This is a genomic window from Bizionia gelidisalsuginis, from assembly GCF_008086185.1.
In the GTDB taxonomy this organism is placed as follows: Bacteria; Bacteroidota; Bacteroidia; order Flavobacteriales; family Flavobacteriaceae; genus Bizionia; species Bizionia saleffrena.
Map to the genome: position 1 here is coordinate 103,104 of NZ_VSKN01000001.1, position 16,910 is coordinate 120,013.

Sequence of the window (16,910 nt, forward strand, 5' to 3'; positions counted from 1 at the left end):
TTTATGATCTTCTTATTTAAGAAACAGTACTATTTTGGTTTAGTGTTTTTTACACTATTATTTTTGGATATTTATATAAAATTGGAAATAGAAATACCGTTATTAAGAGTGGGGAGTAAAATACTACTTATTGCCTCTTTGATTATTTATTACCTTATAAACGAAAATGAAAAAGTAAGACATAATAAAAAATGTACTGTAGCAGCATTGTTGCTTTTCATGATGGGCGATGTGACCTTTGTATTTGATTATTTGCCTGTGTTTTTTTTAATCTCAACGCTGCTATTTGTGTTGGGAAAATGCTTTTATTTACGGCGTTTTAGAAATCATGAAATCTTTGAAATTTCTAAAATAGTACCATTTCTATTGATTTCTTTCTTATTTATGGTGTCACTTTTATATGTTATTTATCCGCAATTAGGGAGCTATTTTATACCGATTCTAATTTATTTTTTTATAGCTCTTTTATTGTTTTTATTTGCCTTTTTAAGAAAACAGGCAGTTAATAAGATAAGTTTTATAGTGGTACTGTGTGGTGTCTTTTCATTTAGCTTATCAGAAACCATTACAGCTTTAAAGATGTTTAGTTCTGGGTTGCCTTACGATGACTTCTTTATTATGGTTTTTTACGGAGTTGCTCAGTATTTAATTGTTTTAGGGTTACTGGCTGAAAATAGAAAAGAAACTACCCCTTTAAAAACGGTACTTTAATGAGTCGTTTTTTGTACTCGTTTTAAATCTAATAAATTGATAGGGTTATTGCCTAACCCCGTAATTCCTTTTCTAGTAAATCGTATCACTTCGTCGTAATACAACGGTACAATTGGTGCTTCCGACATAACTAAACTATCCATTCTCGCGTACAAGCGTTCTCGCGTTTTATTATTCGTTTCTTTAAAAGACTGGGTATACCATTTATCGAAAAGTGGGTTTTTATAGTGGGTATAATTGGGGCCATTTGGAGCAAAATTCTGACTGTAATATAATGATAAATAATTTTGAGCATCTGGGTAATCGGCAACCCAACTAGCTCTAAACATATCTAGTTTACCGTTGGCTTTAGCGTCTTTTAAAGTTGCCGGTGGCATCACATCTACAGCAACCTCCAAACCTATTTTTTGTAATTCTCGCTGTATATATTCGCAGAAATTAAGATAATTACTTGTGGTAGTGATCGCTATTTTTGGAGAATCGTTTCCGGTTTCTTGTATATAACGTTTTAATAAGTTTTTGGCCTTTTCCGGATTATAACTAAAACCAATGGTCTCATTAAAACCGGGTAACCCTTTAGGAATAAAACCCCCATTAGCAGGAATCCCAACGCCATTACGTAAGTAAATCATCATCTTTTTTCTATCAAATCCATAATTAACAGCTTGTCTTAATAGTTTTGATTGCATTTCAGAACTTTCAGAATCCATAAAGAAAGCTAAGTATTCTGTGTTTAAATAAGGGCCTCTAATAATATCGATTTGGTCTTGATATTTTGTTCTTAATTCTCCTGTTGTCGTTAAAATGTCGTCTTGATATGAGGCATCGAGAGAATTTAAGAAATCTAAATTACCTTGAATAAACTGAAGAAATTCACTTTGTTTATCTGGTAAAAAAGTAATAGCAACAGCTTCTAAGTAGGGAAGTGTCTTTCCGTTGGTATCGGTTTCGAAATAATTATTGTTCTTACGTAAAACTAATTTAATGTTTTCTATCCATTTTTTAAACTTGAAAGGACCCGTTCCAATGGGGTGTGCTCTAAAATCGCTACCATAATGTTCCACAACTTCCTGGGGTACTACCGAGCAATATTTCATTGTTAGTTTTCCTAAAAATGACGGGTCTGGTGTTTTTAAAGTAATATGAAGAGAATCAGAAGTAACAGCCTCAATATCATAAATATTATTAACCACCCAGCTGCCTGGCGATGCTAAATTGGTGTCACAATTTCTAAACAAACTGTATTCGAAATCTTCGGCCACAACGTTTCGTGTAGAATCTTTACCAAATACCTCGTGTTTATGAAAAAAAACGTCCTTTTTTAATTTAAAAGAATAGGTGAGTGCATCGTCAAAAATTGTCCAAGATTTAGCTATGCAAGGTACCACATTTAAATTCTCGTCCATTTGTATTAACCCATTAAATAACTGATTAACAGCCCAGATATCAGCATTATCTTTAGCAAATGCAGGATCTAAAGAGCCAATGTTTTTATGTTCGTTATAACGAAAGACCATACCTTCCTGTTTCTGGTCTGGTTCATTTCGGCAGGATAGAAACATAAAAAGAAAGCAACTGGTTAGAAAAAAGTTGGTTACTGTGTAACATTGTTTGGCTGTCGGTTTTATCATATTGTAAATAAGTTGTAAATTTTTATCGTGGGTAAAAATACGAGAATGAATGCTAGAAAAAAAGGCGACATTTACTCTTTTGGAGGTAAACTTAACTTCTATAATTGGTGAAAATTTTTAGTAGCGAGAATGTGTTCGTGGCCATCTATCTAAAGGGGGTATTTTAACTAATAAAATCGATTTTAAATCCTGAGCTATTACTTATTGTTAATACCTATCTAAATTAGTTAAAGGCTCATCAAGTGATAAAACTTTAGGGATATCATAACTTGAGTGCATAAATTTCAGAAGGTGTTTTAAGCAAATGTATCGATTTTATTTACGCTTCGAGATTTAAACAGTCATTTGGGGTGTAACAGCGCTATCTTATAAAATCTAATTAATTTTTATCTAAATTAGAATAGATAGATCTAAAAGACTTTATTTCGTAATGATTTTTATTTTTCTATATTCGTTGTTATTAACAACTTAAAAATAATATTATGAAAAAAAATTACATTTGAGCTCTATTAACTTTGTTTGCCTTTTGTGGATCTTACGCACAGGTTACTTTATCGCAAACTACAGATAATACAATTGTATCCGCGAATTCTGTTGCCTGCTCTGGTGATGGTGTTGTGTCAGATAATATTTTTTATCGTGTTTACGATTTAACATCTTATGCATCAACTTTTAACGTGCAGGAAGTCTCTTTTGCAGTAGAAGCTGTATCAAATGCTTTACCAAATTTTTCTGTGGACGTAATTATTTATAGTAATACAGGTGGCGCATTTCCAGCAGGAACGTTAACAGAGATTTCAAGAGTCACTGTACCATTAACAGATGCAGCCACTGGAACCATTGTAGATGTTGCAATTTCTGCCAATGTATCAGCACCAGAATTAGTGTTTGGTGTAGAAACTCCAGACGAATCTAATGGTGCTATGCCCGCAAATACTACAGGTTTCCAAATAGGAAGTAATCCTAACGGAGAAACTAACCCAGGTTATATTTATTCTGTTGCTTGTGGTATAACACCTCCTTCAACGTTAGCAAGTATTGGTTTTGGAACGATGCATATGGTAATGGAAGTCAGAGACTTTAGTACGTTAAGTGTAGATGAATTTTCTATTAATGACTTATCTATTTCACCTAACCCAACAACAAGTAAAGTTAGTCTAAGCTTACCTAATTCAATTAAAGAATTTACTACAGAATTATATTCTGTAACTGGGCAACTAGTTAATAAGCAATCAAATAACAGTACTTTAGATCTTACCGATTTAACTTCTGGAATTTACATATTAAAAATTGAATCAAATTTAGGTTCAATTTCAAGAAAGATTGTTAAACAGTAGTCTTTTCAAAATGTCTAGTCCTGACTAATCGCTACAGATTGATAAAGGATTAAATTTAATATTTAAAGCTGAACAATGACTCCATTGTTTAGCTTTTTTGATTTATAAGTTTTCATTTCTATTTTACATTGTTTGTGCATTTGATTTGGAGTCAACATATGATTTGATAAATGAGGTCTTTCTTGATTATAAATTTTGATTGATTCATTAATGATTTGTTTCTTTATTTTTAGGTTTACCTCATATTTAGCGATATTAAATTCTTGCTTTAAAATTCCATTGATTCTTTCTGCTACTGCATTTTCGTAAGGATCATATTTTTCTGTCATACTGGTTTTGATTCCATTTTGCTCAAGTAATTCTTGGTAATCATTTGAGCAATATTGTAAACCTCTATCTGAATGATGAATTCTTATAGCATCTGTTTTTTATAGCTATACCTAATGCTTGTAAAGAACCTTCAACAGATAAACTATTGGACACGTTAAACCTCTACAATTTTCTTGGAATAAGCATCCGTAATTAACGCTAAATAACTTGGGGTTTCTCGCCTTCCAACATAAGTAATATCACTACCCCAAACTTGTTCTTGTTTATTAATCTTTAGGTTACAAACTTTATTTTTATGCTTTCTAAATCTATGGTGTGAGTCTGTTGTAATATGATATGATTTCCTTGGAATAATTAATAAATGATTGGCTTGAAGTATTCTAAAGAGCTTATCTCTTCCTATTTTTATTTTTTTTAAATCCTCTTCTAACAAATAATATAGTTTTATTTTACCTAAACGTGGCATCTTCATTCTTAATACACGAACCAAATGCATGACTTGTTGTGCTAAATTTTGCTTACGCAGTTTTGATTTTTTAGTTCGGTAATACACCTGTCTATTTACCCCAAGTAATCCGCAAGTAGAAACTATTGTTTCTTTGGTTTGCTCTCGGTATTGATCGATAACTTCGGTGTGTAATTTTTTCTTATTTTGAATATCATACTCTCTTTCAGCCATATCAACCAACATATCAAAAATAATAACCTTTTTGTCTGCTCGTTCTGCTAAATGTTCCGCTCTAGCTTTTGTTTTTCTAACAGCTTAACTTTTGCTTCTAGCTCAAGTATTCTTTGTTCAGGTGTTTTAGACATAGTAACGGGTGTTTGATTTGCCCAATCAAAATTACCCTATTTTTTTAACCATTTAGTTACAGTGGAGTCACTTTGAATACCATATTTGGTCTGTGCTTAACTTTTTGTAAGAAGTCCTTGTTCAACTTCTTGAACAATTTGTAGTTTAAAAGAAAGTGAGTAATTTTTTTGGGTCCGCTTTACGTGCCCGGTGTTTTCTATGCGTTTCATTACACTATTGTTTTAGTGTATCGCTATTTCAGGACGGGACAAAATATAGAATTAAAGAGTGTAGCAATAGTTACACTCTTTTTTTTTTGCTAAATTTGCACGAAAATTTAGAATCACTATACATATGTCGAGCAAGAAGAAAGTCGCTTTTTACACTTTAGGATGCAAACTTAACTTTTCTGAAACATCTACAATTGCAAGACGTTTTGAGGAGGAAGGATTCGATCGTGTAGATTTTGCCGAAGCGGCCGATATTTATGTCATAAATACGTGTTCGGTTACAGAAAATGCCGATAAACGTTTTAAGACTATTGTAAAACAAGCACAGAAAAAAAATGCCGATGCTTTTGTTGTAGCTGTAGGTTGCTATGCGCAATTAAAACCGCAAGAATTAGCCGATGTTAATGGTGTAGATTTGGTGCTTGGCGCAACCGAGAAGTTTAAAATTACTGATTATTTAAACGATTTATCTAAAAATGATTTTGGCGAAATTCATTCTTGCGAAATCGAAGACGCCGATTTCTATGTTGGTAGTTATTCGATTGGCGATAGAACACGTGCTTTTTTAAAGGTGCAAGATGGTTGCGATTATAAGTGCACCTATTGTACCATTCCTTTAGCCCGAGGAATTTCTAGAAGTGATGATTTACAGAATGTATTGAAGAATGCGAAAGAAATTTCTGAAAGAAATATAAAGGAAATCGTTTTAACCGGCGTCAATATTGGTGATTACGGTAAAGGTGAATTTGGTAACAAGAAACACGAACATACGTTTTTCGAGTTGGTAGAAGCTTTAGATACTGTTGAAGGTATCGAGCGGCTACGTATTTCTTCTATCGAGCCTAATTTACTAAAAAATGAAACTATAGATTTTGTTTCAAAAAGTAGAACGTTCGTGCCGCATTTTCATATTCCGTTGCAAAGCGGAAGTAATGAAATCTTAAAATTGATGCGCCGTCGTTATATGTCGGAATTATATGAAGATCGCGTTAATAAAATAAAAGAGGTAATGCCTCACGCGTGTATCGGGGTGGATGTTATTGTTGGTTTTCCAGGCGAAACAGACGCACTGTTTTTAGAAACGTACAACTTCCTAAATACACTTGATATTTCCTATTTACACGTTTTTACATACTCTGAAAGAGATAATACTGTTGCTGCCGATATGGAAGGTGTTGTGCCTAAAAAGGTACGCGCTAAGCGCAGTAAAATGCTTCGTGGCTTGAGTACTAAATTACGTCGCTCGTTTTACGAGAGTCAGTTAAACACGACACGACAAGTGCTTTTTGAAAGTGAAAATAAAGAAGGATATATTCGCGGTTTTACAGAAAACTATGTAAAAGTAAAAGCGCCTTGGAACCCAGAATTAGTTAATACGTTACATACTGTAGAATTAACACATATTGACGACGACGGTTTAGTGCGACTTGAATTTGCTAAAGATTTGGTATAAACAAAAAAGTCAAGCATTGCGCTTGACTTTTTTTGTTTAAATTCTTAAACCTACCGGAAGCAGGCTTTTGTATTCTCTGTTTCGCCTTACAAATTTTGCGATTTCGGGGTTTGTTGGTACTATGCTTAAATTGCGGTCTTTAATGCTCTCGAAAACGAGTCTTAAAAAATCATCCTGAAAGTTTTCATTAGTAATCCCTTCTGGAATAATTAATTTCGTTAAGAAAATTTTACGTTCTTGTAAAGAGTATTCAATTTTCGCAAAATGGCCATCAATAGTTAATTCAAATTGACGTTGAAATTCATTATCAACGAGTTCATCAGCATCTAACATAATTATGGGTTTTTGTGAGTAGAGATTCAAAAATAGTGCGCACTATTTTATAAATTTATATCCCAAATTTACGCATAATTATCATCATTAGTTAGTCTATATTGTTAAAACCTTATGAATCACGATTTAATCCATATCTATTTAATGCCAGGAATGGCCGCCAATCCTTCAATATTTGATAACCTATCATTACCTTTAGACCAATTTCAGCTACATAAATTGCATTGGATTACTCCGTTGGATAACGAAACATTAAAAGACTACGCATTACGTATCATTAAAGATATTAAACACGAAAACAGTGTGTTATTGGGCGTGTCTTTTGGTGGTGTTTTAGTTCAAGAAATGAGTAAGCACATTAAATTACGTAAACTTTTTGTGGTCTCTAGTGTTAAAACAAAACAAGAAATGCCAAGGCGGTTAAAAGTCTTAAGAGCTACAAAAGCCTATAAATTATTGCCCACTCAATTGCTGGCTAATGTCGATCTTTTAGCGAAATTTGCCTTTGGGGAGACTGTTACAAAACGTGTGGAGTTGTATAAGAAATACTTGTCTGTAACCGATAAAAAATATCTAGATTGGGCGATTGAGCAAATGGTTTGTTGGGATCAAGAGGAACCGTTACCCGAAGTTATTCATATTCACGGCGATTCGGACCTCGTATTTCCCCACCATTATTTAGGGGATTGTATTACTGTTAAAGGCGGCACACACATAATGATACTTAACAAGTACAAATGGTTTAACGAAAATTTACCTAAGCTAATATTAGGTTAAATATAATGACAGTTAAAATATTTGTTTTAAATTTATGCAAAACTATATGAAGATGAAATACGTGCAAAAAGGATTAATGGTAGTGGGGTTGTTGGCTGTAGGTGCAGTTTCAATTAATGCATTTAAGGAAGCGCCTACCGATGAGTTTATAGAAAAGAAAATAAAAAACGAATATAATGTATATGCACTTCAGGTGCCGGAAAAACTAGATTTTGCCGGTGAAGCTTTACCGTTGCACAATCCAGATATTTTAGAACGCATTGATCGCGAATTGTTGGTGAATACGTATTGGCAATCTAATGGACTGTTAATGTTTAAGCGTGCTAAAAAGTATTTTCCTATTATTGAGCCTATACTTAAGAAAAACGGAATTCCAGAAGATTTTAAATATCTGGCAGTGATAGAAAGCGGCTTAACAAATGCGCGTTCTCCTGCGGGAGCAAGTGGTTTTTGGCAAATTATGGCGGCTACAGCAAAAGAAAACGGACTAGAAGTTAATGATAATGTCGATGAACGCTACCATCTTGAAAAAGCGACCGAGGTGGCTTGTAAATATTTAATAGACTCTAAAGAACGTTTAGGATCTTGGACCCTTGCGGCGGCAGCTTACAATGCTGGTAATTATGGTATTTCAAGACGCTTAGAGGAGCAAAAGGTAGAGGGATATTACGATTTATTGTTGGGAGAAGAAACGGGACGTTACATCTTTAGAATTGTTGCTCTTAAAGAAATTTTATCGCATCCAGATACGTACGGGTTTAACTTTAGACCAAAAGATTTATACAGCGCCGTACCTACTTACAAGGTGAAAGTGGACACGGTTGTCTCCGATTTTGCTCAATTTTCGAAAGATTTAGGTTTAAATTATAAACTATTAAAAATTCATAATCCTTGGTTAAGAGAGAGCAATTTAAATAATAGATCTAATAAACTATATTATTTAGACATCCCGAGAGAAGGATATTACATTAATAAGCCTTGATACTCAGTTTTCTACAAGACAATATTTGGTACGTTTTAATAATAATTAACTATTTGCTCGCCATCTCGGCAGTAATAGCTCTCTTATTTAGAAATGTAAACCCAACAAAAACACTATCCTATATTATAGTTTTAGTGTTTTTTCCTTTTTTAGGCCTATTGGTTTATTATCTATTCGGACAAGAATATAGAAAGAATAAAATATTTAATAGAAAAAATATTTTAAATCAAAAGGTCGTTAAGCAGTTAAACGACAGTTTGGAGCAATCAAAATCAGAATTAGATGCTCTAGAACACAGCCTTTTAGAGGACAAAATAAAGCTAGTAAAACTACTTCAAAAGAGCGATAAAGCGCCGTTAACAAAACGTAATACAGTCGATATTTTACTTAATGGTGAAAATAAATTTAAACGCCTAATAGACGATTTAAAAGCCGCTGAACACCATATTCATATTGAATATTATATCGTTAGAGATGATAAAATAGGATCTAAAATTTTAAACCTTCTTTGCGATAAAGCGAAAAGTGGTGTAAAAGTACGATTAAGTATAGATGACGTTGGAAGCAGTATTACGCGAAAAATGAAATCTAAACTTAGAGATAGCGGCGTTGAGTTTTATTCGTTTATGCCGGTGCTCTTTCCTCAGTTTACAGGGCGAATGAATTACAGAAACCATCGTAAAATAGTGGTTATAGATGGCGTTATTGGCTACCTTGGCGGTATTAATATTTCTGATGCTTATGTAAATTATGCAAATAACGATACGTATTGGAGAGATACGCATTTAAGATTAGAAGGGGAATCTATCGTTACGTTACAAGTGCAATTTCTAATTAATTGGAATTTTGTTTCCGGTAGTGATTTAAAAATTTCGGAAAGCTTTTTTCCTAATAAGCCGTGTAAAAGTAATGTTGCGGTACAAATAGCGGCAAGCGGTCCAGATACTGATTGGGCTAATATAATGGAAGTTATTTTTTCGGCCATAACCACCGCAGATAAATATATTTATTTAACCACTCCTTATTTTATTCCAAATCAACAAATAATAACAGCCTTACAAGTGGCTTCTAGAAGCGGTATCGATGTTAGACTACTAATACCAGACCAATCCGATTCGTTTACGGCAAAGTACGCTACAAATTCGTATTTAGGTAGTTTGTTTGATGCTGATATAAAAGTATACCGTTATGAAAAAGGATTTATTCACGCAAAAACAATAGTAGTAGACGATATATTTTGCACTATTGGCACGACCAATATGGACTATAGAAGCTTTAATATTAACTTTGAAATTAATGCTGTTATTTACAACGAAAAAGTGAGTAAAGACCTTAAAGCGATATTTTTAAACGATTTAGAATCAGCTAGACTAATGAATCCTAAAGAATGGAGCAAGCGCTCTAAAACAGAAAAAATAAAAGAATCTATTTGTAAATTATGGGCACCACTATTATAGAGTTAAGCACTTAATATTAGACATAAAAAAACGCCTTAATTAAGGCGTTTTTGTTTTTATCTTCTCGTTGCTCTGCGCTGCTGGCGACCACCACCGTAATGTTGGTTTGGCATTTGCGCTTTCTTCATATTCTCTTTCATCTCCTTTATTTGGTCTTTAAGCATCCCCTGCTTATCTAATTTCTGAGCTTCGTTAATAAGTATCGTCGCTTCATGTTTTCTGCGTTTTGAAAAAGCAATACCTGCTAAATTTAATTTAGCCATCGCCATATCTTGATCCATAGATAAACCTAAAACAATGGCTTTTTTAAAGTAACGTTCGGCCGCATTCATATCGGTTTGAGAGACCATTATACCGTTTAGGTAATTATAATATCCTTGTTGTTTTGAGGTTAAGGCGGTTTCTGGTGTTTTAATTTTATCCAACCAATTTTTAGCACTTTTAAAATCTTGTTTTCTTAATTTTAAAAAGGCTATTAAAATAAACTCATTTTTAAAATATAAGAATATAAATATCAGAGAGATTAAAATAAGCATAATTCCATTTCCTATGCCTCCCTGTATGAATTGCCAAACAGCGGCAGCAATAATTAGTGCTGCGATTACTAATTTTAAATTTTTATTGTACATATTTATGTGTTTTATATAAAGTTGAGCGCTTTTATAAGCTTGATTTGCTTTAAAAATATCGTCAAGGTGCAAAGAAACTAATTTTTATCTAAAAATGAAGCTAAAGAAAATCTAAATCTCATTACTTTGTACTGTATTTCAAGGTTTTTTTATTTTAAAAAGAAAGGAAAACAGATCTATTGAAAAATAATTTTAAATAAGGTTTGCGAAATTAAAAAGTCGTTGTATATTTGCGATCAGTTTTGGAGAAATACTAGGACACATAAAATAAATTACATTTCAGACTTTAAAGATATTATAAAATGAGTAAAAGAACGTTTCAGCCATCAAAAAGAAAGAGAAGAAACAAGCACGGTTTCAGAGAAAGAATGGCTTCTGCTAATGGTAGAAAAGTATTAGCTCGTAGAAGAGCAAAAGGAAGAAAGAAAATATCTGTTTCATCTGAAACTAGACATAAAAAATAATGATTAACAATTGTTAATATATTAAGGCGTTACTTAGGTGTAACGCCTTTTTTTGTATCTAATTTTTATTATTTTTGCCACACAATAAAACAATGCAATGCCTAAAAATTCAAAATTAAAATCAATCCTTATTATTGGATCAGGACCCATCGTAATTGGTCAAGCTTGTGAGTTCGATTATTCTGGAACTCAGGCTTTAAGATCCTTGAGAGAAGACGGAATTGAAACCGTTTTAATAAACTCTAATCCAGCAACAATTATGACCGATCCGTCTATGGCAGATCACGTCTACTTGTTACCGCTAACAACGAAATCTTTAGTTAAGATTTTAAAAGAACATCCGCAAATTGATGCTGTGTTACCAACAATGGGTGGTCAAACAGCATTAAATCTATGTATTGAAGCAGATGAAAAAGGAATCTGGAATGACTTTGGCGTCGAAATTATAGGGGTCGATATAGATGCAATAAATATTACCGAAGACCGTGAAAAGTTTAGAGAGTTAATGCTTAAAATTGGAGTGCCAATGGCGCCTCAAGCAACAGCAAAATCGTACTTGCAAGGTAAAGAAATCGCTCAAAAATTTGGTTTTCCTTTAGTGATTAGAGCCTCTTTTACTTTGGGTGGAGCTGGCGCTTCAATTGTATACAAAGAAGAAGATTTTGACGATTTATTAACGCGCGGATTAGAAATTTCTCCAATCCACGAGGTGATGATCGATAAAGCGTTAATGGGTTGGAAGGAATATGAATTAGAATTACTTCGCGATGCTAACGATAACGTCGTTATCATTTGTACTATCGAAAATATGGACCCGATGGGAATTCATACTGGAGACTCTATTACGGTTGCTCCTGCAATGACCTTAAGTGATAAAACGTATCAAAGAATGCGTGACATGGCTATACATATGATGCGTAGTATTGGAGATTTCGCCGGCGGTTGTAATGTGCAATTTGCCGTTAGCCCAGACGAAAAAGAAGATATTATCGCTATCGAGATTAATCCTCGTGTGTCGCGTTCTTCGGCGTTAGCAAGTAAAGCTTCAGGATATCCTATTGCAAAAATTGCTGCAAAATTAGCGATTGGCTATCATCTAGATGAATTAGAAAATCAAATTACTAAATCAACTTCAGCGTTATTTGAACCGACTTTAGATTACGTTATCGTAAAAATACCACGTTGGAACTTTGATAAATTTGAAGGATCAGACCGCACGTTAGGACTTCAAATGAAATCTGTTGGAGAAGTAATGGGTATAGGCCGTTCGTTTCAAGAAGCCTTGCACAAAGCCACACAGTCTCTCGAAATTAAACGTAACGGTTTAGGTGCCGATGGAAAAGGATATACAAACTACGATCAAATAATAGAAAAATTAACGTACGCCAGCTGGGATCGCGTATTCGTTATTTACGACGCCATACAAATGGGAATTCCGTTAAGTCGTATCCACGAAATCACGAAAATTGATATGTGGTTCTTAAAACAATACGAAGATCTTTATAAATTAGAGAAAGAGATTTCAACGTATAAAATTAATTCTATACAAAAAGATTTATTGCTGGAAGCGAAGCAAAAAGGATATGGCGACCGTCAAATCGCGCACATGTTAGGATGCTTAGAGAGTGAAGTGTATAGTAAACGTGAAGAATTAGGCGTTAACCGTGTGTACAAGTTAGTCGATACGTGTGCTGCCGAGTTTAAAGCGAAAACACCTTATTATTATTCTACCTTCGAAAACGATGTGGAATTGGCAAATGGCGAGCGTTACGCAGATAATGAAAGTGTTGTTTCAGACAAGAAAAAAATTATTGTTTTAGGTTCTGGGCCAAATAGAATTGGTCAAGGTATCGAGTTCGATTACTGCTGTGTGCACGGTGTTTTAGCTGCCGCAGAATGTGGTTACGAAACCATAATGATTAACTGTAACCCCGAAACGGTATCTACCGATTTTGATACCGCCGATAAATTATACTTCGAACCTGTGTTTTGGGAGCATATTTACGACATTATTAAGCACGAAAAACCGGAAGGTGTTATTGTGCAATTAGGTGGCCAAACTGCTTTAAAATTAGCAGAAAAATTAGATCGCTACGGCATTAAAATAATAGGAACTACTTACGAATCTCTAGATTTAGCTGAAGACAGAGGAAGTTTTTCTAAATTGTTACAAGAAAATAATATCCCTTATCCAGAATTTGATATCGCTGAAACGGCGGAGCAAGCCTTAGCAGTATCAGATAAATTAGATTTCCCAATATTAGTGAGACCCTCTTATGTTTTAGGAGGTCAGGGAATGAAAATTGTGATTAATAAAGCCGAGTTAGAAAAACACGTCGTTGATTTACTAAGAAGTATTCCTGGTAACAAATTGCTTTTAGATCATTATTTGGATGGTGCTATTGAAGCGGAAGCCGATGCGATTTGCGATGGAGAAAACGTGTACATAATAGGTATAATGGAACATATTGAACCTTGTGGAATACACTCTGGAGATAGTAACGCAACATTACCGCCGTTTAATTTAGGTAATTTAGTGATGCAGCAAATTAAAGACCACACAAAGAAAATTGCCTTAGCATTAAACACGGTAGGTTTAATAAACATTCAGTTTGCCATTAAAGACGATATAGTATATATTATTGAAGCGAACCCAAGAGCCTCTAGAACTGTGCCTTTTATTGCTAAAGCGTATGGTGAGCCGTATGTAAATTACGCCACGAAAGTTATGCTGGGTGAGAAAAAAGTAACCGATTTTAATTTCAATCCGCAATTAAAAGGATATGCTATTAAACAACCCGTGTTTTCTTTTGATAAGTTCCATAATGTAAATAAGCAATTAGGACCAGAGATGAAAAGTACTGGAGAAAGTATCTTATTTATAGATGATCTAAAAGACGATGAATTCTATAACTTATATGCACGACGACAAATGTATTTAAGCAAATAAAATAAATTATTCTTAAATTTTTAACAAAAACCCTCTATATATTAGAGGTTTTTTGTTTTAATTAACATTTTGGTATTATTAAAAATTGTAGATTAAAGAGAATCCCTTAACTTTTTTTTTATGACTAAAATGCTACTATTTGTATTTATGTTAGTGTTCTGATTTAGTGGTAGCTCATAAACCGAGACATTCAATTAAATTCAGTTTTCTGGTAATGGCTCGATCCAAATTTAATTATAGAAACAAGAGAATCTGTTATATTAAGATTTGGACGCGCCTAAACCATTCACTTCATTAGAAAGTGATCTGTAAAAACAAATGTGAAGTCTTTAACGAAGATGTTGTGGTGCACACGGATTTACATTTTTAAGAACCTTTATAATTTTAGTTACCAGCCATTATTATGGGGTGTTCAGGGTGCAGCGAATAGGTCTGGAACAATTACTGTTGTTACTGAAGGAACGAACGTTGCGTACACCTCAATTTAAAACACCATCCTCTTTTTCAATGACTCCTAATCCTGAGAGTATTCTTCTATATGTTGATGTGTCCAGTATAAATAAAAACGGAGTGCTTTTCGAAGTGTTTGATGTTTAAGGAAAATGTATTTATGCGCAGCGTTTAGCCATACTAAATTCTACAAATGGAGTGGTAATATGGAAGAGTGGCGTGTATTTCATTCGGCTAACTGTTATAAACAATGCCGGGTAATTAACTAAGTGCGCTGTTAAAAATTAACACATTATTTTAAGTAGAAAAGCCTTCACATTTTGTTGTGAAGGCTTTTTTATTACTCGTTAGGCAATTCTATTTGAACTTTATACCCTTCTAAATCGGGAATATAATCGTCTAAAGAAAAATCTTGATGATCAAATTCTATCGTACGTTGTTGTTTTGTTTTATTCCGTATTACGGCATTTAAAAATCGTTTTACTTCCTTTTTATCATTTAAAATTAAACCGGGCACTTTCACCGATTTTCCGTGGTCGTCTTTAGCAACCATTGTAAAATAAGACGAGTTACAATGTTTGGTTACACCCGTCTGAATGTTTTCTGCTTCTACGCGAATACCAACAACCATCGACGTATTACCAACAAAATTCACAGACGCTTTCATCGTTACTAATTCGCCAACCTCTATGGGGGCCAAAAAATTCACTGTATCTACAGACGCTGTAACACAGTACATTTTAGAGTGTTTAGAAGCACAAGCAAAGGCAATCTGGTCTAATAAACGAAGAATATGGCCTCCGTGTATTTTTCCGCTAAAATTGGAGTGTGATGGTAACATCAATTCCGAAATACTAATGCGCGAGGCATCTACTGTTCTAAAAGTGCTTTTCATCATATAGGTCTTCAATTATCTTATTATAGTAATATTTTTCAATTTAAAAACTATTCGTCCTCGTCATTTTTAGCACGCTTTATTAGTTTTTCGGGTAGTGATTTTTTAGCTTTCGCTCCCATTATTTTAAGTTTCTCGACGCTCGTTATTAGGTTTCCACGCCCATCGACCAGTTTATTCATAGCGGCAGAATAGTCTTTTTTTGCATCATCAATTTTTTTACCAACACCTGTTAAATCTTTTACTAAACCATCAAATTTATCGTACAATGCGCCTGCCTGTCGCGCTATTTCAATGGCATTTTGTTGTTGCTTTTCGTTGTTCCACATGGTATCGATAGTACGTAACGTTGCTAATAATGTCGATGGCGTTACAATTACAATATTACGCTCGAAAGCTTTGTTATATAGCGAGTTGTCTTCATTAATAGCAATAGCGAAAGCAGGTTCTATAGGAATAAATAACAACACAAAATCTGGAGATTCGATATCGTATAAATCTTGGTAATTTTTATCTGAAAGTTGTTCGACGTGGCGTTTTATCGAATTAATATGTGCTTTTAAATATGGCGCACGATCGTCGTCTTCTGCATTAACAAAACGCTCGTAATCGGTTAACGATACTTTGCTATCAATAATCATACGTTTGCCGTCTGGTAAATGTAGTACAACATCTGGCAATACGCGAGAGCCATCGGCGAGTGTAAAACTTTGCTGCACAAAATATTCTCTATCTTTCTCTAATCCCGATTTTTCAAGCACGCGTTCTAACACTAATTCGCCCCAATTACCTTGCATTTTACTATCGCCTTTTAAAGCGCGCGTTAGGTTGGTGGTTTCCTTAGTCATTTGTACATTTAGGTCTTTTAAACCCAATAATTGCTCTTTTAAAGCGCTGTGCATACTAATACTCTCCTTTTGCGTATCGTCTACTTTTTTCTCAAAGACTTGAATGCGTTCGTGTAACGGATTCAATATATTTTTAATATTTTCTTTATTCTGAAGTGTGAATTTCTCCGATTTCTCGTCCAGAATTTTCGTCGCTAGCAATTCAAAATCCTTTCGCAATTGCTCTTGTCGGAGTTCTATTTCGTGCTCTCGCGTTTGGCTATGTTGTTTTAAATTATCGTATTCTGAAGATTTTCGGGTAAGTTCCGTCTGTAAAAACTCTTTTTTTCTACGAATATCTTCGCGGTCACTTTCAATCTTGGAAAGCGTTTCTTTTAAGTCTATAAGTTGCTGATTAAATTGAAGCTCTTGTTTTTGTACTTCAGCTTCAGAAGTTTGCTTATATTCTAGTAATTGCGCGCCTAGATTCGTGTTGCGTTCTTCCAACGTACTTTTTTCACCTCTACTTTTTAAGCGAGAAAAAAGCAGACCTAAATAACCGCCAATAGCAGCCGAAATAAAAATGGCGAGGATAAGAATAATGGTAGCGTTCATATATAAAACTGAATTTAATCAAATATATTATTTAAAATGAAGTCTA

General features: G+C 33.9%; 15 protein-coding genes. 8 read left to right on the plus strand and 7 right to left on the minus strand.

Annotated features, from left to right (window positions below):
• Window positions 1–63 precede the first annotated feature (63 nt).
• A complete protein-coding gene (locus tag ES677_RS00495; RefSeq protein ID WP_170234419.1) occupies window positions 64–711 on the plus strand; it encodes a lysoplasmalogenase in 648 nt (215 codons plus the stop codon).
• Here ES677_RS00495 and ES677_RS00500 read toward each other — a convergent pair.
• The gene (locus ES677_RS00500) at window positions 708–2,342 is read right to left on the minus strand and encodes an ABC transporter substrate-binding protein (protein WP_148368716.1); all 1,635 of its coding nucleotides are present in this window, start codon (window positions 2,340–2,342) and stop codon (window positions 708–710) included. The two genes, ES677_RS00495 and ES677_RS00500, sit on opposite strands and share 4 nt — an antisense overlap.
• 515 nt (window positions 2,343–2,857) lie before the next feature.
• Between ES677_RS00500 and ES677_RS00505 the strand changes: the two genes are divergently transcribed.
• Window positions 2,858–3,679: a T9SS type A sorting domain-containing protein gene (locus ES677_RS00505; RefSeq protein WP_148380113.1), complete on the plus strand. Its 822-nt coding sequence runs from the start codon at window positions 2,858–2,860 to the stop codon at window positions 3,677–3,679.
• 62 nt (window positions 3,680–3,741) lie between these two features.
• Here ES677_RS00505 and ES677_RS15475 read toward each other — a convergent pair whose 3' ends face one another.
• Both ES677_RS15475 and ES677_RS15480 read right to left on the minus strand, forming a co-directional pair.
• Window positions 3,742–4,095, minus strand: coding sequence for an integrase core domain-containing protein (locus ES677_RS15475; protein ID WP_317130598.1), 354 nt, complete (start codon window positions 4,093–4,095; stop codon window positions 3,742–3,744).
• Window positions 4,096–4,163: 68 nt separating this feature from the next.
• Window positions 4,164–4,688, minus strand: coding sequence for a hypothetical protein (locus tag ES677_RS15480; protein WP_211357852.1), 525 nt, complete (start codon window positions 4,686–4,688; stop codon window positions 4,164–4,166).
• Window positions 4,689–5,156: 468 nt separating this feature from the next.
• On the opposite strand from ES677_RS15480, the gene mtaB reads away from it, so the two are divergent.
• The gene (mtaB, locus tag ES677_RS00515; protein ID WP_148380114.1) at window positions 5,157–6,485 is read left to right on the plus strand and encodes a tRNA (N(6)-L-threonylcarbamoyladenosine(37)-C(2))-methylthiotransferase MtaB; all 1,329 of its coding nucleotides are present in this window, start codon (window positions 5,157–5,159) and stop codon (window positions 6,483–6,485) included.
• 36 nt (window positions 6,486–6,521) lie between these two features.
• Here the strand turns inward: mtaB and ES677_RS00520 are convergent, their stop codons facing one another.
• Window positions 6,522–6,818: a GNAT family N-acetyltransferase gene (locus ES677_RS00520; RefSeq protein ID WP_148368713.1), complete on the minus strand. Its 297-nt coding sequence runs from the start codon at window positions 6,816–6,818 to the stop codon at window positions 6,522–6,524.
• A 114-nt stretch (window positions 6,819–6,932) separates the two neighbouring features.
• Between ES677_RS00520 and ES677_RS00525 the strand changes: the two genes are divergently transcribed.
• From ES677_RS00525 to cls, 3 genes are read left to right on the plus strand one after another with little or no spacing between them, the layout of a single operon-like run.
• On the plus strand, window positions 6,933–7,595 hold the full coding sequence (locus tag ES677_RS00525) for an alpha/beta hydrolase (RefSeq protein ID WP_148368712.1): 663 nt from the start codon (window positions 6,933–6,935) through the stop codon (window positions 7,593–7,595).
• A 52-nt stretch (window positions 7,596–7,647) separates the two neighbouring features.
• The gene (locus tag ES677_RS00530) at window positions 7,648–8,577 is read left to right on the plus strand and encodes a lytic transglycosylase domain-containing protein (RefSeq protein WP_148368711.1); all 930 of its coding nucleotides are present in this window, start codon (window positions 7,648–7,650) and stop codon (window positions 8,575–8,577) included.
• The gene (cls, locus tag ES677_RS00535; protein ID WP_317130595.1) at window positions 8,574–10,034 is read left to right on the plus strand and encodes a cardiolipin synthase; all 1,461 of its coding nucleotides are present in this window, start codon (window positions 8,574–8,576) and stop codon (window positions 10,032–10,034) included. The genes ES677_RS00530 and cls overlap by 4 nt, the downstream gene beginning before the upstream one ends.
• A gap of 56 nt (window positions 10,035–10,090) precedes the next feature.
• Here the strand turns inward: cls and ES677_RS00540 are convergent, their stop codons facing one another.
• Window positions 10,091–10,663, minus strand: coding sequence for a DUF2892 domain-containing protein (locus ES677_RS00540; RefSeq protein WP_148368710.1), 573 nt, complete (start codon window positions 10,661–10,663; stop codon window positions 10,091–10,093).
• Window positions 10,664–10,965: 302 nt separating this feature from the next.
• On the opposite strand from ES677_RS00540, the gene rpmH reads away from it, so the two are divergent.
• Both rpmH and carB read left to right on the plus strand, forming a co-directional pair.
• Complete coding sequence (gene rpmH, locus ES677_RS00545) at window positions 10,966–11,127, plus strand: 50S ribosomal protein L34 (protein WP_092133229.1); 162 nt, start codon at window positions 10,966–10,968, stop codon at window positions 11,125–11,127.
• A gap of 97 nt (window positions 11,128–11,224) precedes the next feature.
• On the plus strand, window positions 11,225–14,077 hold the full coding sequence (carB, locus tag ES677_RS00550; protein WP_148368709.1) for a carbamoyl-phosphate synthase large subunit: 2,853 nt from the start codon (window positions 11,225–11,227) through the stop codon (window positions 14,075–14,077).
• Between the two features lie 790 nt (window positions 14,078–14,867).
• Here the strand turns inward: carB and ES677_RS00555 are convergent.
• Together ES677_RS00555 and rmuC are read right to left on the minus strand one after the other, a co-directional pair.
• Entirely contained in the window at window positions 14,868–15,422 is a 555-nt protein-coding gene (locus tag ES677_RS00555) for an acyl-CoA thioesterase (RefSeq protein WP_148368810.1), read from the minus strand.
• Between the two features lie 50 nt (window positions 15,423–15,472).
• Window positions 15,473–16,864, minus strand: coding sequence for a DNA recombination protein RmuC (gene rmuC, locus ES677_RS00560; protein ID WP_148380115.1), 1,392 nt, complete (start codon window positions 16,862–16,864; stop codon window positions 15,473–15,475).
• Between the last annotated feature and the right edge of the window lie 46 nt (window positions 16,865–16,910).